Annotated in this window: 16 protein-coding genes; 9 read left to right on the plus strand and 7 right to left on the minus strand. The window is 69.4% G+C overall.

Annotated features, from left to right (window positions below; translation table 11 throughout):
- Nucleotides 1-247 precede the first annotated feature (247 nt).
- From HXX10_RS05130 to HXX10_RS05145, 4 genes are all read left to right on the plus strand, one after another.
- Nucleotides 248-775, plus strand: coding sequence for a phage tail protein (locus tag HXX10_RS05130; protein WP_296520460.1), 528 nt, complete (start codon nt 248-250; stop codon nt 773-775).
- A 131-nt stretch (nt 776-906) separates the two neighbouring features.
- Nucleotides 907-1,443: a phage tail protein gene (locus HXX10_RS05135; RefSeq protein ID WP_296520461.1), complete on the plus strand. Its 537-nt coding sequence runs from the start codon at nt 907-909 to the stop codon at nt 1,441-1,443.
- 96 nt (nt 1,444-1,539) lie between these two features.
- Nucleotides 1,540-2,067, plus strand: coding sequence for a phage tail protein (locus tag HXX10_RS05140; RefSeq protein ID WP_296520462.1), 528 nt, complete (start codon nt 1,540-1,542; stop codon nt 2,065-2,067).
- A gap of 13 nt (nt 2,068-2,080) precedes the next feature.
- Entirely contained in the window at nt 2,081-2,683 is a 603-nt protein-coding gene (locus tag HXX10_RS05145) for a GNAT family N-acetyltransferase (RefSeq protein ID WP_296520463.1), read from the plus strand.
- Between the two features lie 61 nt (nt 2,684-2,744).
- On the opposite strand, the gene HXX10_RS05150 is transcribed toward HXX10_RS05145, so the two are convergent.
- Complete coding sequence (locus tag HXX10_RS05150; RefSeq protein WP_296520464.1) at nt 2,745-3,011, minus strand: PilZ domain-containing protein; 267 nt, start codon at nt 3,009-3,011, stop codon at nt 2,745-2,747.
- Between HXX10_RS05150 and HXX10_RS05155 the strand changes: the two genes are divergently transcribed.
- On the plus strand, nt 3,010-3,159 hold the full coding sequence (locus HXX10_RS05155; protein WP_296520465.1) for a hypothetical protein: 150 nt from the start codon (nt 3,010-3,012) through the stop codon (nt 3,157-3,159). The two genes, HXX10_RS05150 and HXX10_RS05155, sit on opposite strands and share 2 nt — an antisense overlap.
- A gap of 149 nt (nt 3,160-3,308) precedes the next feature.
- Here the strand turns inward: HXX10_RS05155 and HXX10_RS05160 are convergent, their stop codons facing one another.
- The 3 genes from HXX10_RS05160 to HXX10_RS05170 all read right to left on the minus strand — a co-directional run bounded on the left by HXX10_RS05160 (nt 3,309) and on the right by HXX10_RS05170 (nt 7,171).
- Nucleotides 3,309-5,462: a DUF4139 domain-containing protein gene (locus HXX10_RS05160; protein WP_296520466.1), complete on the minus strand. Its 2,154-nt coding sequence runs from the start codon at nt 5,460-5,462 to the stop codon at nt 3,309-3,311.
- Between the two features lie 232 nt (nt 5,463-5,694).
- Nucleotides 5,695-6,240, minus strand: a complete 546-nt coding sequence (gene ppa / locus HXX10_RS05165; RefSeq protein WP_296520467.1) for an inorganic diphosphatase — start codon at nt 6,238-6,240, stop codon at nt 5,695-5,697.
- A gap of 268 nt (nt 6,241-6,508) precedes the next feature.
- Nucleotides 6,509-7,171, minus strand: a complete 663-nt coding sequence (locus tag HXX10_RS05170; RefSeq protein ID WP_296520468.1) for a DUF1847 domain-containing protein — start codon at nt 7,169-7,171, stop codon at nt 6,509-6,511.
- A gap of 324 nt (nt 7,172-7,495) precedes the next feature.
- Between HXX10_RS05170 and cysE the strand changes: the two genes are divergently transcribed.
- A complete protein-coding gene (cysE, locus tag HXX10_RS05175; protein ID WP_296520469.1) occupies nt 7,496-8,353 on the plus strand; it encodes a serine O-acetyltransferase in 858 nt (285 codons plus the stop codon).
- 27 nt (nt 8,354-8,380) lie between these two features.
- Here the strand turns inward: cysE and HXX10_RS05180 are convergent, their stop codons facing one another.
- Nucleotides 8,381-10,144: a tetratricopeptide repeat protein gene (locus HXX10_RS05180; protein WP_296520470.1), complete on the minus strand. Its 1,764-nt coding sequence runs from the start codon at nt 10,142-10,144 to the stop codon at nt 8,381-8,383.
- 268 nt (nt 10,145-10,412) lie between these two features.
- Here HXX10_RS05180 and HXX10_RS05185 point away from each other — a divergent pair, with 268 nt between their 5' ends.
- The 3 genes from HXX10_RS05185 to HXX10_RS05195 are packed head-to-tail and all read left to right on the plus strand — an operon-like array spanning nt 10,413 to nt 15,411.
- Nucleotides 10,413-10,871, plus strand: coding sequence for a hypothetical protein (locus HXX10_RS05185; protein ID WP_296520471.1), 459 nt, complete (start codon nt 10,413-10,415; stop codon nt 10,869-10,871).
- 58 nt (nt 10,872-10,929) lie between these two features.
- Nucleotides 10,930-12,612 carry a methyl-accepting chemotaxis protein gene (locus tag HXX10_RS05190; RefSeq protein ID WP_296520472.1) on the plus strand — a complete coding sequence of 561 codons (1,683 nt, stop codon included), beginning with the start codon at nt 10,930-10,932 and terminating at the stop codon, nt 12,610-12,612.
- A gap of 60 nt (nt 12,613-12,672) precedes the next feature.
- Nucleotides 12,673-15,411 carry an EAL domain-containing protein gene (locus tag HXX10_RS05195; RefSeq protein ID WP_296520473.1) on the plus strand — a complete coding sequence of 913 codons (2,739 nt, stop codon included), beginning with the start codon at nt 12,673-12,675 and terminating at the stop codon, nt 15,409-15,411.
- On the opposite strand, the gene HXX10_RS05200 is transcribed toward HXX10_RS05195, so the two are convergent.
- Both HXX10_RS05200 and HXX10_RS05205 read right to left on the minus strand, forming a co-directional pair.
- Nucleotides 15,321-16,049, minus strand: a complete 729-nt coding sequence (locus HXX10_RS05200; protein WP_296520474.1) for an NAD(P)H-dependent oxidoreductase — start codon at nt 16,047-16,049, stop codon at nt 15,321-15,323. The two genes, HXX10_RS05195 and HXX10_RS05200, sit on opposite strands and share 91 nt — an antisense overlap.
- A 28-nt stretch (nt 16,050-16,077) precedes the next feature.
- Nucleotides 16,078-16,938, minus strand: coding sequence for an IclR family transcriptional regulator (locus HXX10_RS05205; RefSeq protein ID WP_296520475.1), 861 nt, complete (start codon nt 16,936-16,938; stop codon nt 16,078-16,080).
- Nucleotides 16,939-16,970: the final 32 nt, after the last annotated feature.

A 16,970-nucleotide genomic window follows, 5' to 3' on the forward strand; every position in this document is an offset into this window, starting at 1 on the left:
CAGCGGCATATCGGCAGGAGCGCAAGGCTAGTCGGCCTCATCCGTTGGGGGGATGAGCCGGTTTTTCAGACAGCGTTGCGTCACCGCAACATCTCAACTATGGCGCGTCAAACGCATAGGCTTTAAAATACCTCCGTATGGATCAACGGGCGAGAATGCCTTGACAGTGTCTTTCTGATTGAAATAAAATTACCACAGGTTGTAGCAGGGGCATTCATCCGAGCTTCGAACCCGCCAGGGAGCGACCATGCCGCTGGAGCCTTTCATCGGACAGATCATGCCGGCCGGCTTCGGGCTAGTTCCGCGCGGGTGGGCTCTGTGCGACGGAAGCCTGCTCGCGATCCAGACGAATCAGGCGCTCTTCGCCCTGCTCGGCACGACATACGGGGGCGACGGAATCCGCACCTTTGCGCTGCCCGACCTGCGCGGGCGAGCCGTGCTGGGCAGCGATCTCGCCTCGGTCCCCTGGGGACAGGTCTCCGGGACGGAGACCGCGAGCGTGTCGGTCGCCCAGTTGCCGAGCCACAACCATACCATTCAGGCGTCGACGACGGCCGGCACGGGCCGGGGCGCGTCACCGGCCGGAAATCTCTTCGCCAAGAACACCGCCTCGCCCGTCGCCATCTTCGCGCCGCCCGCCAGCGGCGACGTCGCCCTGGCGTCCGGGACCAATGTCGGGCCCGCCGGCGGCAGCACGCCCCACAACAACATGCAGCCCTATCTGGCCGTCAACTATCTGATCGCGCTGAACGGGGTCTTCCCGCCGCGACCGTGACGGCTGCGCATCGCGCGGCGGCCGCGCACGGCATGACGGCACGATCGTCCGCCATCGACGGCGTCGATGGCGGTCCACCGAACCAGGACGCCGAACCAGGACGCCGAACCAGGACGTGAGGACTGTTCACGATGTCGGACCCCTTTGTCGGTGAAATCCGCCTGTTCGGCTTCCCGCGCGTGCCGACGGGCTGGCTCGCCTGCGACGGCGCGTCGGTGCCGATCTCGCAATACGACGTGCTGTTCGCGCTGATCGGCACCTCCTATGGCGGCGACGGCGTCTCGACCTTCAATGTGCCGGATCTGCGCGGCCGGTTGCCGCTGTCGCAAGGAAACGGCAGGGGGCTGACGCCGCGCGTGCTCGGCGAGGTCGGCGGTGAGGAGGCTCACATCCTGCTCGGGTCGGAGATGCCGTCGCACAGCCATTCCCTGCTGTCGACGACCAGCCCCGGCACCACTCCGACGCCCGACCCCGCCGTGCATCTGGCGACGTCGAGCATCGCGAGCGCCAAGGTCTACGCGCCGCAGGCCGACGTCCCGAGCTACGACGTCATGGCGCCGGCCATCGTCGCGACCGGCAACAACCTGCCGCACGACAACATGATGCCGACGCTGACCTGCAACTACTGCATCTGCTGGTCCGGCATCTTTCCGTCGCCGTCCGCCTAGGCGGACGCTGCCGGACGCGCGTGCGGGTTTCCGCGCCGATTCTGCGTCCTGCTTCGCAACCTTCGCTATCCGCGCGTCTCGTTTCAGGGGAATGTCATGTCCGATCCATTCGTCGGCGAAATTCAGGCCTTCGCGTTCGGCTACAGTCCGGACAACTGGCTGCCCTGCGACGGGCGCCCGCTCGCGATCAGGCAGTACACGGCGCTCTTCGCACTGATCGGCACCTCCTATGGCGGCGACGGCACGACCACGTTCAATCTGCCGAATCTCGTCGGCCGGGTCGCGGTCAGCCAGGGCCAGGGGCCCGGCCTGACGCCGCGCATCATCGGTGAGGAGATCGGCGAGGCGGCCGTGGCGATCGGACAGGCGGAGATGCCGTCGCACACCCATGCGCTGCAGTTGGGCAGCAGCCTCTCCACCAACGGCACGGCCGGGCCGACCGGCGGATCGAACGTCGCGATCGATCCGAGCTTCAACGGCTTCGTCCCGCCGCCGGCCAACACGACGCTGTCGCCGACCGCCGTCGGCGTCACCGGCGGCTCGCAGCCCCATGCCAACACCCAGCCGACGCTGGCGATGATCTACTGCATCTCGACGTCCGGCATTTTTCCGAGCTTCGGCTGAGCGTGCGCCGGCCATGAGCGTGGCTGCGCCGAGGCCGCCGGACACGATCGTCGGGCGGCTCGTCCCGAGCGACCCCGCGACGGTCGTCCGCCCGCTCGCGCCGGCGGACGAACAGTTTTGTCGCGCGCTGTTTCACGAGGATCGCGCCGCCCGGTTCGCGTCGCTCGGCGCGAGCGGCCACCTGCTGGCGACGATGCTCGATCAGCAATTCCGCGCGCAGCAGACCGGTTACGGTCGCAGCTTTCCCCACGCCGAGCATCTCCTGATCGAGCATGTCGGCGCGGCGGTGGGCCGGCTGATCGTCGCGGTCGAGCGGGCAGCGCTGCCGATGGCCGCCACCGACGAGACCTTGCCGGAAGGGTCGACGTCGCTGGCGCGTGCAGGCGATCGTACCGTACATCTCGTCGACATTGTGCTCGCCGCGGCGGCCCGCGGGCACGGCATCGGCACCGACGTGATCAACAGCCTTTTGCGCGCGGCCGCTGGGATGGGGGCGACGCGCCTGACCCTGGCGGTGCTGCAGACCAACGACGGCGCCCGCCGGCTCTACGAGCGGCTCGGCTTCGTCGCCACCACGGGCGGGAGCCACATCGTCATGGTCAAGTCCTTGCCGTGACGGTTTGGTCAGGGGCGGAGCCCTGTCCGAGGCGCAGGACGTGGTCCGCCTCGTCCTGCCGTCAGCCCTTCAGAAACATCACGCCGATCTGCCGGTCGTCGCGCCGCACGATGCGGCAGCGGCGCTGGAACATCAGCAGGAACTCGACCGGCATGTCGACCGGGTTGGTCACCGTGAGCTTGGCGCCGCCCGACGAGATGTCGCAGATCATGCAGTTCTGCGGAACCGAGCCGTCGCACGGATCGAAGAAGGCGGGATAGTGGATCTCGAAGCGGGGGCTCCGGCGGAGCTCCCGCAATTTGCTCTGCTGCTGACGAAAGAAGACCATGGCACGCCTCGTCCGGACGGCGCCGTCGACGCACGGCACCCTGTTCGGCTACGATTGTCGGCGGCTCCCGCTAAGCCGCCGCAAAGACGGGCGTTATGATTTCGACGAGTTTTTTTCCGACAATGTGAAGGGATTTTTGTGGGCGTGATGGTGGTTCGCCCCGACTCATCGGTCATCCCGGAAGCGCCGCGCAGCGGCGCTGTCCGGACTCCATAACCCCTGTCTGTGAGTATGGATTCCGGGCTCGCGGACCTTCGGTCCGCGCCCCGGAATGACGGCCTCGTCTGAATATGCAGCTCACAGCTTCAGTTGCCGCGCCAGCTCCACGGCGGCCTGGCGCTTCGCCGCCATGTCGGCCTCCAGCGCCTGGTCGGCCTTGCCGATCTCGGCGAGCCGGTCCTCCTGGGTCTTCAGCGTGTCGAGATAGCGCCGGCCCAGATCCGTCCCGGCACCGACCGACGAAAGATTCCGGCGCAGCCGCTCCTGGTCGTCGCCGATGCGCTTGCGCTCGGCGTCGAGGCGCGTCCGCTCCGCCCGCGCCCGGTTGATCTCGCCGACCAGGGCGCCGAGCTTCTGCACTGTCTCCTTGACGGCCGGCGTCTCGTTCTCCAGCCCACGGATGCGGGCGAGGATCTCCTCCGGCGCGTAGTCGGTCAGCATCACGATTTGCCGGTCGGTGCGCTCCAGCACCAGTGACGCCTTGGTGGTCTTGCCCTTCGGCGCCGCCACGGTGGCGCGGAAGCGGGTCGGCGTCTCCTCGACGCCCTTGCTGCCTTCGGCCGGCGTCCAGCCGTCGGCGCGTGCCTCCTCGATGACGATCTCGCGATCCTCGTCGGCCGGCGGCGTGATCTCATAGGCGAGCGTGCGACGTGATTTGATGGTCAGCGTCAGCTCGCCGTTGACGGCCTTGCCCAGGGTGGTGCGGCGGACGCCTTGGTCCTCGCGGCGGATGTCGGTCTTCGCATCGAGCGCGAAGGTCACGTATTTGAAGGTGCCGCGGGCGAGCAGCGGCAACTGGGCGTCGCCGACGAAGTTGACGGCGCCGTCGCCCGCCCCGTCGAAGGCCGTGACGATGCCGGCCGGCAGGCTGGTGTCGCCGTCGTTCTTCAGGCGTACGGCGGCGAGCGGCCGGCGCGGCGAGGTCTCGGGCTGGTAGAGCCAGGTCCGGGTCGCCGTCACCTCGCGGTCGACGAACGGCACCATCACGGTGTGGCCGGTCGCCACCGACACCTTGGCCGGAAACCGATAGAGAAGCTGGGTCGAGGCCTCCTCGGCCTCGGCCGCCTGGGCGACGCCCGCGATGGTGTCGAGCTCGGGAGGCGGCGGGGCGGGGGCCGGTATGGCGAGCGCCGGCGCCATCGGCCGTTGCATTTGGCCGACCTGGGGCGCCGGCATGGCCTCCCGCCGGGCGAACCCGGCCGCCGCCTTGGCGCGCGGCATCGAAGCCTGCTCGACGGCGTCGTCGGTGCGCGGCATCAGCCGCGTCGCGGTCGTTACCGGCACCTCGATGCGGTCGGCGTAGAAGGCCGTGTAGAGCGACTGCTTCAGTGCCACCGGATTGCCCGAGACCAGCACCAGCTCGACATCCTTCCAGTCGCCGCCCGTGAGGTTCTCGACCACGGCCCAGCCCTGCAGCCGCGCCTTGCCGCCCTCCTTGGGCAGCACCAGCCGGTACGAGGTCTTCCACACCGGCGCCGCGACCACATAGCCGAGCCCGGCCCGCCTGGTGCCCTCGCCCAGAAAGCCGATCGACAACGTGCGGCGATCCTTGGCGCGGTTCTGCGATTGCCCCGCCAGCGCGCGGTCGATCTGGGCGCGCGTCTCCGGATCGGTGAAGCGCAGCGAGGTCAGATCCTCCAGCACGGCCTGCACCAGGCCGCGCTCGGTCATCAGGCTGAGCCGATGCCGCGTCACCGTGCCGCCGTTGGCGGGCAGCGCCGTCTCCTCGGGCTCGACCCGGAAGACCCGGCCCTTGGCCGTGACGGGCCCGGCGACCTCCACCTCGGCGCCGACCAGGGCGTTGAGGAGCGCGGTCGGCGAGGCGAGCGCGTCCGGGCCGAACGGCAGATCGCGAAAGAGCTCGACCAGCGGCGCCTTGCCGGGGAGGCTGACGGCGCCGACCCCGCCCTCGCGGTCGAACACGGTCAGACTCTTCAACAGATCGTCGACCTGGTCGAGCCGGACCGGCAGGTCGATGCTGGCGCCGCCCGTCACGGGGCCGGCGTGCAGGAACTGGGCGAGGCCGGCACTCGACAGCACGACGCGCACCAGCGGCAGCTCGGCGGCGCCCGCTTGGCCGAGGCCGGCCAGCAGAGCGGCGATCGCGAGGCTGCAGAGGAGGCGGCGTTTCGGGGCGGAGCGCCGGACGGCGGTCGCCACGATCCGGGATTGGGGCAGGTGCAAGGTGGTCGCCGGGCGAAGAGCCCGCGACAGCGACGTCGGCTCGAGCATGGTGCGATCCTGTCGTTGCAAAACTGTCGTTGCAGGGTCGCGCACCGTCGGGCCGGGCCCGGCCGCCGGAACGCGACGATCGGAAACACGGGCGGTATGTCAGTCCGGAACCAGGGCGGCGTGAGGGCCAAAAGACGCTCGCACGGCGGCGTGCTCTCGTTTGTGCACGGCACGCCGGCGCCGGTTCAGATGACGCCGGCCTTCCTCGAGGTCGTAGCCCGGCCTATGTCGACTATTTGGCTTCGGCGGCCTTGGCGGTGGCGCGGGCGATCGACTCCATCACCAGCTTCTCGGCGCCGTCGGCATCGACCCAGCGCACGATGGTGACCCACTTGCCCTTTTCGAGGTCCTTGTAGTGCTGGAAGAAGTGGCCGATCTGCTCGCGCATGATCGGCGGCAGGTCCTCGTAGGTCTTCACGTCGGTGTAGAACGGATGCAGGTCGTCGACCGGCACGGCGATGATCTTCTCGTCGCCGCCGGCCTCGTCCTCCATCAACAGGGCGCCGACCGGGCGGCAGCGGATCACCGAGCCGGGGAACACCGGGACGCGGTTCACCACCAGGACGTCGAGGGGGTCGCCGTCCATCGACAGCGTATGCGGAATGAAGCCGTAGTTGCCGGGATAGAACATCGCCGTGTGCAGGAAGCGGTCGACGAACAGGGCGCCCGACGACTTCTCGATCTCGTACTTGACCGGTTCGCCGCCGAGCGGGATCTCGATCACCACATGGACGTCCTTGGGCGGATTGCGACCGGGCGAAATCTCGGCGAGGTTCATGGGAGCTCCACCTGCAGCGTGTTCGTTTCGGCCGGCCGGGTCCCGGCGCCGCCAACGCGTCTGCTTACTGCGGCGGAGCCCGGCGCGACAACTGGATTTCGCTTTTTCACCCGACCCTGGCGGCGATGGCGATAAATACATTAGCCCGCGACGCATATCTGCGTCATGCGCGGGCTTGACCCGCGCATCCATCCACTTCGCAAAAAGCGCATTTTTTCGAAGATGATGGATCGCCGGGTCAGGCCCGGCGATGACGCCGAGGCGGGTGTCACAGCCCCTTCAGGCGGTCGGCGTCCATCACCCGCTTGCTGTAGCTCTTGGCGGTGTAGAGCGCCGCCACCGGATTGTGGCCGAGCACGCGGTCCTTGGTGAGAAGCGTCGTCACCGGCGCCTCGGAATGCTTGCAGAACAGCGCGTCGTGTCCGACGCACAGGCCGATGATCACGTTGAGGTCGGTCTTCCTGGCGTTGAGCGTGACGGCCTGCAGAATCGGATTGCAGCAGGCCTCGAAGGTGCCGGGCCGGATCTTCTGCGCGTCGGGCACGCCGATCTCGCATTTGTCGGTCGAGCCGACCTTGCACAGGACGGTCTGCGGCGCAAATCCGCCGCGGCGCAGGATGGTGGCGAACAGCCGCGCCTCCTCGATCAGGCCGACGCAGGTCGCGATGCCGATCCGCTTCGCTCCGATGCGCCGTGCGAAGGCGAGCGTCTCCTCGACCCGGGTGAGCTTGCCGTAATAGGTGCCCTCCACCTCGGCGGCCGCGTGGGCGAGCTTGGCGTCCGGCCCGCCGTCGCGGTAGCGCGACAAGGCGTCCGCGAGCACGTCGGGCGGCGTCGCGTCGGTGAGGCAGAAATCCGGCCTGTTGTGCCGCGGATTGTGACAGTCGAGCTGCCCGCAGTCGGAGCAGGTCGGTTCGGCAGGCTTGGTCATGACGGTTCCGTTGCGACGGTCGGCCGGCCCGGGCGGGCTGGCCGCGATGCGCCCGGCGGGGCCGAAGCGCATTGGGTGAATGCTACCGCGTCGTCGATCGGCGGACTTCCGTGCAACTACGGCCGGTCGATGCGTGCCGTCGTGGTTAATCCCGTCGGTGCAACGAGTTCCGGCAAGTCGATAGGATAATCATGCTGTCGCCAGCGCGAAGAAGAGCAGGCCGTTTTCTTGACAAGCACCGCTGTGGAGCGGAGATCCTCGGACAATGATGCAGGTCTATGCCGCGCGTGCCCGGGCGCCGGACTGCCACACGAAAGGACGCTCGTGAGCTTCGCGACCCCTCTGCACGCCACCACGGCGCGCCGTCCGTCCGTCCATGCCGACCGACTCTGGACGCGCCTGCGCGACGAAGCCGAAACCATGCTGCGCAACGCGCCGGAGTTCGGCGCGCTGGTGATGTCGACCATCCTGGGTGCCGACGGCTTCGAGGACGCGGTGGCGCGGCGCATCGCGGCGCGGCTCGCCAATGCGGACGTCTCCGTGCCGGTGCTGCGCGATGCCTTCCGGCATGCCTTCGCGGACGATCCGGCGATCGGCCGCGCCGTGCGGGCCGACGTGCTCGCCGTGCTCGACCGCGATCCGGCGACCGCGCGGCTGATCGAGCCGGTGCTGTTCTTCAAGGGCTTTCACGCCATCCAGGGCCATCGCCTCGCCCATTGGGCGTGGCGGCGCGAGCGGCGCGACCTCGCCCTTTGGCTGCAGAGCCGGTCCTCCGAGGTGTTCCAGACCGACATTCATCCGGCGGCACCGTTCGGGCAGGGCATCTTCCTGGATCACGCCACCGGTTTGGTCGTCGGCGCCACCGCCGTGGTCGAGGACAATGTCTCGATCCTCCAGGCCGTGACGCTCGGCGGCACCGGCAACGAGACCGGCGACCGTCATCCAAAAATCCGCCACGGCGTGCTGATCGGGGCCGGCGCCAAGATCCTCGGCAATATCGAGATCGGCCACTGCGCCCGCATCGCTGCCGGCTCCGTCGTGCTCAAGCCGGTGCCGCCCGCCACCACGGTCGCCGGCGTGCCGGCCCGTGAGGTCGGCCCGGCCGGCTGCGCGGAGCCCGCCCGTACCATGGACCAGATCCTCGGCGAGGACGCCTACGAGTCGTTCGTCTACGTGATTTGAAGGTCGACGCCTTAACCCGGCGGGGGCTCAGTTGACCGCGCGGCCGGCGATGCGGTCGAGGTCGCCGGCCAGGCGCTCCACGATGTCGCGGGATGCGATGACGCGCGACAGACGATCGCGCGCCTCGTCGATCCAGGTCGGTCGACGCGCCTGCAGGGTCGCGAGCGCGGCACGTGCGCCGGCTGCGTCCCCCATGCGGGCCGCCAGCAGGGCGCGCGCGACCAGGTTGAAATCGAGATCGCCGGGCATCTGGTCGGCGCTGATGGCCGCGGTGGCGAGATCGTCCTGGAGATAGGCGGCGAGGAACAGCGACCAGGCGAGCGGCAGCGGGTTCGACGTGGTGCTGCGTCGCGCCTGCTGCAGCAGCGGCAGGCCGCGATCGATGTACCCCATCGCCACGAGCTGGGCGCCGACCTGCATCAGCACCCGAAGATCATAAGGGTTGAGGGCCAGCGCCTTCTCGCCGAGGTCGAGACCGCGATCCGGGAAGCCACGGGCGACCTGAATCTGCATCAGCGTGTAGTGGGCCCGCGCGCTCGCCGGGGCCAGCTCGACGGCGCGTCGCGCCAGCACCAGCGCGCGCGTCAGGTTGTCGCTCGCGCCGAAGCTCAGCGTGTAATCCCGCAAGTAGAGGCGGGCCAGGAGGACGTGGCCGTAGGCGAAGGTGGGGTCGTCGACGATCGCCTTCTCCAGGCACGCCCGCGTGTGCTCGCGCCGATCAGCGTCGAAGTAGCGCGCGACCTGGGTGGCATCGAGCAGGCAGTGAGAGGGCGACGGTGCGCCGTCGCCGGGCTTGCGCCGTTCCGCCGCCGCGATGATGCCGAACGGCTGCAGCAGGGCGCTCGTGATGTGGAGAATGAGGTGCGGCGGGGTCACGTCGCCGGCGCCGGCCGCCTGGTCTGCGGCAAAATCGTCCTGCCAGACCACCGTCCGGTCCGGCATCGCGATCAGACGGACGCTCAGGAGCGCCTGGCCGTTTGCTGCGCGGACGAGCGTCGGCGCCAGCACGTAGTCCAGCCCTGGCATGTCGCCGCCGGCGTTGCCGGCCTCGAGCAGATTCGGGGCGGCCGTCACCACGGTGATGTCCTCGAACCGCGACAGCGCGTTGGTCAGCGCGGCGTGCACCCTCGTGGCGTCGAGCGCCCCCGCCTGCGGCCGGCCGATCGTCGCGATCGGCTCGATCGCGATGCGTGGCCCGTCACGGCGGCGCTCGATCGCCCCGACGGTAAGCTCGCCGGTCGCGGCCGTGAGTCGTTGCATGTTCCATGCGTCGATCACCAGCACGTCCAGCAGGCCGTAGCCGACGATGCCGAGCAGCACCAGCCCTACGGACGAGAGCCGGGCCGGAAGCCGCCGTCCAGTGCTCGACGCGGCGGTCGAAAGCTCCGGTCCATCGCCCGACGGCGGCTCCGGTGCGGATGGCGGCGCCGGGAGAGGCTCCTGAGGCAGAAAGACCGGGACGTAGCGCCCGCGCGGCAGCGCGATCCGGACCGGATCGTGACGGCCGCCGTCGGCGTAGTACCGCGCCAGCTCCTGGCGCAGACGGGCCGCCTCGGTGCGGACGATCGACTGGGTGTTGGGGTCGAAGCTCGAGTCACGACCGAGCGCTTCGACCGCGATGGTGTAGCCCTTGATCTGGTCGTCCTTGCCGGCGAGCGTCCGCTCGACCACGTAGCGCAGGAAGGCGACGATCTGGGGCGAGTCCCGGAATCGCGTGCTCGATGTCACCCGCGTCAGCGCCGCAGCAATTTCGGCATCCGACGGGCGATTGCTGTCGCCCAAGTCCGGCAAGATTAGTACATCCTGAGTAGTCAATTTTCGGAATTGACGTGGCCCCGACCACCATATCGGGGCGCATGCAGCCACAACATCTTACAATTTAGAATAATTAGTAATACGCATCTGCAACTCGATAATTGAATTGTACCCTCAATTCAATCGCCCGTTACCGTCATGGCGAGTGATAACTTTCGGCTATCCGACATCTGACCGTCACCTGACGGCCAGAGCTTTGCCGCAGTAAGGAACAGGTAACCATTCGGGTCGAACCCTGCCCATCATGAAACACCGCGTCAGGGGGACGGAAACCGCAATGGCGAATCAGAAAAGTGATGGTGGAAGCGACCGGCGGAAGTCGCGGACCGCAGTCGAGCGGACGGCGCTGTGCGTTCTGCGCGCCGACCTGCCGCGATTGCGATCCGCGCTGGACACCTATGCGCGCTGCATGGCCGAGGTGGTGACCGAGCTGTCCGGGTCGGACGACGGGGCGGCTCGCCGGCTCGACCTGCTCGGCAGCCTGCGCCGCGAGCACGACGCCGCGCTCGCCGACCTGGAGCGCATCGTCGGACTGCTGGAGGCCGGCGGGCTCGGCGACCCGGATGCGGTCGACGGGGAGGACGACCGCCGCGAGGTTGGCCGTGCGATCGATTCGGTCGCCGCCCGTCGGCGCGGCTGGCGTGACCGAGCGATGCGGCGGTGCGAGCAGATCCAGCACAAGCGCAACGTCGTGGAAGGGTGACATTTCGGCCTCCGAGCGCGGCCGAACGGCGGCGGTCCGGCGGGGGCAGGAGGGGGCCATGTCATTGTCGAACGTAAAGATTCTTTACAAGATTCTGGGCTGCTTCGGGCTCCTGCTGGTCGTCGTGGCCGGCGCCGTGTGGTTCACGGCGACCCGGATGGTGGCGATCGATGCCGAATACTCGGCGATTATCGAGCGCGACGTCGCCGGCATGAAGGCCGGGCTGCGGGCCAACCAGGAGGTCTTCAATTTCGGCCGCCTGACCTGGCGCCTGATCGCCGAGACCGACCCGGCCGACCAGCAGCGGACGCTGGCCGAGCTCCGTGCGATCGAGAAGGACGTCTCTGCGCTGCTCGACGGCGCCAAGAAGGACCTGCCGCAATTCGCGGCCCGGTTCGAGACGGCGCGCACCATGTTCGCGGCAGCCCATCTGGAGATCGCGGCGATCGAGAAGGCGGCGGCGGCAAACGACAAGGCGGCGGCGCTGCGGGCCGGCAAGGCACTGCAGCCGAAGACCGCGGAGCTGCGCCAGTACATGCGCTCCATCACGGCCGACGTGGAAAAATCATTGCAGCAACGGTCCGACGCCGCCACCGCAGAGGTGATGCAGACCATCAAGGTCACGGTTGCGTCGATCGGCATTGCGGCTGGGCTGGTGCTGGCGCTCGCCTTCGGCGTCGCCCAGTTCGGTGTCGCCAAGCCGCTCGGCAGCCTCGCCGGCATCATGCAGCGGCTGGCCGGCGGCGATCTGGCGGCCGAGGTGGCCGGGGCGGAGCGCGGTGACGAGGTCGGCCTGATGGCGCGCAGCGTCGCGGTCTTCAAGCAGAACGCCGTCGAGACGCTGCGGCTGCGCAAGGAGCAGCAGGAGGCGGAGGTCCGTGCCGCCGCCGCCCGCAAGCAGGAGCTCGCCAAGCTGGCCGACGGCTTCGAGTCGGCGGTCGGCACCATCGTCGGGGCCGTGTCGTCCGCCGCCACCGAGCTCGAGGCCGCGGCCTCGACCCTCACCCACACGGCGCAGACGACCCAACAACACGCCGGTGCCGTCGCGGCCGCGTCCGAGCAGGCCTCGGCCAATGTCTCGTCGGTCGCCTCCGCGACCAACCAGATGGCCGCCTCGGTCAACGAGATCAGCCGCCAGGTCAGCGAATCGACCCGGATCACCGGCGAGGCAGTGCGACAGGCGGAGAAGACCGATGCGCGCATCGGGGAGCTCTCCGAAGCGGCGGGCCGCATCGGCGACGTGGTCAAGCTGATCACGGCGATCGCCGAGCAGACCAACCTGTTGGCCCTCAACGCCACCATCGAGGCGGCCCGGGCCGGCGAGGCCGGCAAGGGGTTCGCCGTCGTCGCCCAGGAGGTCAAGGCGCTCGCCGCCCAGACCGGCAAGGCGACCGGGGATATCTCGGCGCAGATCGCCGCCATGCAGGCAGCGACCGAAGATTCGGTCGGGGCCATCAAGGAGATCGGCGGCACCATCGGCCGCGTCGCCGAGATCGCGGCGACCATCGCGGCGGCCGTCGAGGAGCAGGGCGCGGCGACCGGTGAGATCGCCCGCAATGTCCAGCAGGCCTCGGCCGGCACGACCGAGGTGGCGCGCAACATCTCCGACGTCAACCAGGGCGCCGAGGAGACCGGGGCGGCGTCTGCCCAGGTTTTGTCGTCGGCCCAATCGCTGTCCAAGGACAGCAACCGGCTCGCGCACGAGCTCGACACGTTCCTGGCAACCGTCCGGGCGGCCTGAGAGTTGACTTGGCCCGACCGAGGTCGGCATCTGGACCGTGGTTCGCAACCGAGTGAGGACATGGCCAGGATCGCCGGCTCGCTCCATCATCGTGCCGTGTTCGTCAGCGCGCTGCTGGTCTGCGTGCTGGCCACGCTCGCGGTGGGGCTGTCGGTCTGGCAGAGCCGCTCCGACGCGATCGCCGAGGCGGTCCGCAGCGACCGCGACACGGTCGCCTTCCTGGCCGGCCAGCTCGATCATGTCGTCAGCGAGGTCGACAACGTCATCAAGGACTACCGCGACCTCGCCGAGATCTTCACCATCACGGCGAACGACGGGTTCCAGCGCCAGTTCACGGCAGGCTCCCTGCGCGACTGGATGACGGCCAAGCTCCAGCAGGTTCGCTTCGCCCACCATCTGTCCATCGCGGACGCCGCCGGCACCGTGGTGATGTCGACGTATCCGGGCGTGAACCCACAGCTCGACCTCGCCGATGGCGACCAGTTCGGCGACCTGCGGAGCTCCGTCGACGACCGGCTGAGCATCTCGCTGCCGCAGCGCAGCCAGGCGACCGGCGAGCCGATCCTGATCTTCGCCCGGCGCGTCAACGGGCCGAACGGCGCCTTTGCCGGCGTCGTGCTCCTCAGCGTGCCGATCGCGCATTTCGATCGGATGTACAACGGTGCCGGCTTTCGCCGCGACCGCGCCTTCGCGTTGGCGCGGCGCGACGGCACCGTGCTGCTCCGCTATCCTGTCGACGCGCGCCGGACCGGGCTGAAGTTCCCGCCCCATTGGCCCTGGCACGCCATGGTCGCGGCGGGCGGCGGCAGCTATCGCTCGCCCGGCGTGTTCGACGGCGTCGTCCGGTGGGCCTCGGTGCAGCCGCTCGCGATCCACCCGATCGTCGTCGCCATCTCGGTGCCCGAGGAGAGCGTGCTGGAGAAATGGCGCGAACGCTCGGCCTATGCGGCGTTCGGCGCGGTCCTGCTGCTCGGCTGCCTGCTGACGCTCCTGGTGATCCTGGCGCGGCAGCTCCGCCATCTCGGCGCCTCGCGGGCCCAGCTCGCCGCGCAGTCCGACTCGCTCGCCTCCTCCAATGCCCGCCTGCTCGACACCAATTCGCAGTTCGCCGCCACCCTCGCGTCCATGTCGCAGGGGCTGTGCATGTTCGACCGCGCCGGCGTGCTGCGGGTGTGCAACGACGAGTTCAGGCGCCTCTACGGGCTGGCGCCGGAGGTCGGCCCGGGCGCGACGCGCGACGACCTCGCGATCATGCGGGCGCGGCGGCTGAAGCGGGTGATCGCCCGCCGCGACCCCCTGGAGGAGCTGTTCGAGCCGGCCCGCGGCGACGACGCCCCCGAGCTGGTCGAGCTGGACAACGGCCGCGTGATCGCCGTGACGGGCAGCCCGATGGCGGACGGCGGCTGGCTGGAGACGCACGAGGACGTCACCGACCGGCACACATACGAAGAGCAGATCGAGTTCCTGGCGCGATGCGATCCGCTCACCGGGGTGGCGAACCGGACGAGCTTCGTCGACCGGCTCCAGGCGGCTCGGCTGGCGCTGCGCAAAGGCGGGGGCGCCTTCGCGGTCCTGATGGTCGATCTCGACCGCTTCAAGGACGTCAACGACTCGGTCGGCCACACGATCGGCGACCTGGTGCTGCAGCAGACGGCGGAGCGGCTCGCCGGGGCGCTGCGTCCCGGCGATTTGCTGGCGCGGCTCGGCGGCGACGAGTTCGCCATCATCCGCGCGACGCCGCGCGGCGCCGACGGGGACACGGTCCGTCCCGACATGCGCGACGATGCTCTGGTCCTGGCCGGCCGCATCGTCGACATCGTCGGCGAGCCTTATGAGGTCGAGGGCGAGAGCCACGTGGTCACGACCAGCGTCGGCATCGCGCTGGCGCCGGTCGACGGCGACGAGCCGGTCGATCTCCTGAAGAAGGCCGACCTCGCCCTCTATCGCGCCAAGACGCACGGCGGTCGCAACGGCTTCGCCTTCTACGACCCGTCCATGACCGAGGAGGTCGAGGCGCGCCACCGCCTCGAGAACGATCTCCGCCAAGCCATCGCCGAGGACGCCTTCCGGCTCCATTATCAGCCGATCGTCGACGTCGCCAGCGGCCGGGTCTGCGCCGTCGAGGCGCTGATCCGGTGGGAGCATCCGACCCGCGGCCTCCTGGCGCCGCAGGAGTTCATCGCGGTCGCCGAGCAGACCGGGCTGATCGCCCGGCTCGGCGACTGGGTCCTTCACGCCGCCTGCGCCGAGGCGGTGCGCTGGCCGCGGCACGTGAAGGTCGCCGTCAACATCTCGCCCGTGCAGTTTCGCCGGGCGGACCTGCTCGACACCGTCATGCGGGCGCTGCGCGCCGCCGGCCTGCCGTCCGAGCGGCTGGAGATCGAGATCACCGAATCGGTGCTGCTGGAGAACGAGGAGAGGAACGTCTCGGTCCTGCACCAGCTCAAGAGCCTCGGGATCGCCATCGCGCTCGACGATTTCGGCACCGGTTACTCGTCGCTCGGCTACCTGACAACGTTCCCGTTCAGCAAGATCAAGATCGACCAGCGGTTCACCCGCGACGTGCTGACCCGCTCCGACTGCGCCGCCATCGTGTGCTCGGCCGCCGCGCTCGGGCTCAGCCTCGGCATGGTGGTGGTGGCCGAAGGCGTCGAGACCCGCGAGCAGCTCGAGGTGGTGCGGATCACCGGCGTATCGCAGGCACAGGGCTATCTGTTCGGCGCGCCGGTCCCGCCGGACGAGATCGCCCTGATGCTGGCCATGGATGTGCCGCGGGCCTCCGCATCGGCGGAAGCCTGACCAGCAATGCTCTCCAACCGGTCGCGCCAGGCGGCGAGGTAGCCGGCGCGCGCGGCGGCGTCGACGCGCGGCGCCGCATAGGCGACGAACGGGTCGAGGGTCTCCAGCCCGAGATACTGCAGCACGCAGCGGTCGACCGGCCACAGCACCGTGCCGATCTCGCCGTAGACGCCGTCGGCCGAGAAGCGTGCGGCGGTGCCGCCCGTCGTCACGCAGGCGATGCCGCGGGCTTCGCGGAAGAAGCCGGTGTCGAAGCGGCGGCCGTCCACATAGGCGAAGCCGGCGGCGAGCACGCGGTCGAACCAGCCCTTGAGGATGGCGGGCGGCGCCCCCCACCAGATCGGAAACACCAGCACCAGGAGGTCGCTGCCGGCGAGCCGCTGCTGCTCGCGCACGAGGTCGGGGGCGAATCCGCCGTTCGCGTGCGCGTAGGCCTGCTCGGACTGATAATGAAACCGCGCAGGGTCGGCGACCGTCGTGAAGTCGTGCCGTCCGGCGACCGGATCGAAGCGTTCCGCGTAGAGATCCGACACCGCGATGGTCCAGCCGCGGGCCGACAGGGTCGCGGCCGCGGTGTCCTTCAGGGCTGCCGTGAACGAGGTCGGCTCCGGATGCGCGTAAACGATATGGGCCTTCACGTCGGGTGCTCCGTCATCATGTGCATGGTCACGCGCCGATGCCGCGGCGCGCCGCGCGTGGAGTCGTCACGCCGGCGGCACCGCCGGCGGCACCGCCAGGTCCGCGTCCGTGCCCGAAGCGGCGCGAGATCTGCTTGCCGTAGTCCTTGAGCGCCTCGACCGTGTCGGGGTCCGGCGTCTCGGGCAGGTACTGGATCGAGCCGACGATCGCCAGCGCGCCGATGCAGTTGTCGCGCTCGTCGAAGATCGGCGCTGCCATCACGTTGATGCCGAGCAGCACCTCCTCGGGCGCCGACGCGAAGCCGTGCCGCGCGATGCGGACGAGCTCCGCCTCGATGGTTTCGCGCTCGACGATGGTGCGGTCGGTGAACCGCTCCAGCGGACGGGCGAGAATCCGCTCCTGCACGGGCCGCGGCGCGAAGGCGAGCAGCACCTTGCCCTGGGCGGAGGCGTGGAACGGCAGCTCGCTGCCCGGCCGCACGCCGATCTCGATCGGCGACGTCGAGGCGAGCGTCGTCAGCACCAGCGCGCCGCGCGGCGTCATGGCGGACAGCACGACGGTATGGCCGAGCCGGTCGCGCAGCTCGCGCATCGTGCCTTCGGCGACCTGGATCAGATCGGCGTCCGGCGCGAAGCGGGCGAGCAGGCGACTCTTGGGGCCGATCGCGTAGCGCGCGGTCGCGGGGTTTTGGGTGAGGTAGCCGCGCTCGACCAGCGTGTGCAGATGGCGATGCACCGAGCCCTTGGTGACGTCGAGGCGGTCGGCGAGCTGGGTGACGCCGAGCTCGTCCCCCGAGAAGGCGATCGCCTCGAGCACGTCGAGCGCAAGCTGGACGGAACGGACACCGGCACCGGCCCGATCGCCGGGAGGGGATGAATCTCTGCGCAAGCGGGTCATCCTATCTGTCTGCGAGCGCGGAA

The sequence above is a fragment of the Rhodoplanes sp. genome (assembly GCF_013377085.1).
Classification (GTDB): Bacteria; Pseudomonadota; Alphaproteobacteria; order Rhizobiales; family Xanthobacteraceae; genus Rhodoplanes.

Bases quoted from the DNA above. Each gene is read 5' to 3' on its own strand.
- HXX10_RS05130 (WP_296520460.1), top strand. From the start codon at position 248: ATGCCGCTGGAGCCTTTCATCGGACAGATCATGCCGGCCGGCTTCGGG.
- HXX10_RS05135 (WP_296520461.1), top strand. From the start codon at position 907: ATGTCGGACCCCTTTGTCGGTGAAATCCGCCTGTTCGGCTTCCCGCGC.
- HXX10_RS05140 (WP_296520462.1), top strand. From the start codon at position 1,540: ATGTCCGATCCATTCGTCGGCGAAATTCAGGCCTTCGCGTTCGGCTAC.
- HXX10_RS05145 (WP_296520463.1), top strand. From the start codon at position 2,081: ATGAGCGTGGCTGCGCCGAGGCCGCCGGACACGATCGTCGGGCGGCTC.
- HXX10_RS05155 (WP_296520465.1), top strand. From the start codon at position 3,010: ATGGCACGCCTCGTCCGGACGGCGCCGTCGACGCACGGCACCCTGTTC.
- HXX10_RS05150 (WP_296520464.1), bottom strand. From the start codon at position 3,011: ATGGTCTTCTTTCGTCAGCAGCAGAGCAAATTGCGGGAGCTCCGCCGG.
- HXX10_RS05160 (WP_296520466.1), bottom strand. From the start codon at position 5,462: ATGCTCGAGCCGACGTCGCTGTCGCGGGCTCTTCGCCCGGCGACCACC.
- ppa (WP_296520467.1), bottom strand. From the start codon at position 6,240: ATGAACCTCGCCGAGATTTCGCCCGGTCGCAATCCGCCCAAGGACGTC.
- HXX10_RS05170 (WP_296520468.1), bottom strand. From the start codon at position 7,171: ATGACCAAGCCTGCCGAACCGACCTGCTCCGACTGCGGGCAGCTCGAC.
- HXX10_RS05185 (WP_296520471.1), top strand. From the start codon at position 10,413: ATGAAACACCGCGTCAGGGGGACGGAAACCGCAATGGCGAATCAGAAA.
- HXX10_RS05190 (WP_296520472.1), top strand. From the start codon at position 10,930: ATGTCATTGTCGAACGTAAAGATTCTTTACAAGATTCTGGGCTGCTTC.
- HXX10_RS05195 (WP_296520473.1), top strand. From the start codon at position 12,673: ATGGCCAGGATCGCCGGCTCGCTCCATCATCGTGCCGTGTTCGTCAGC.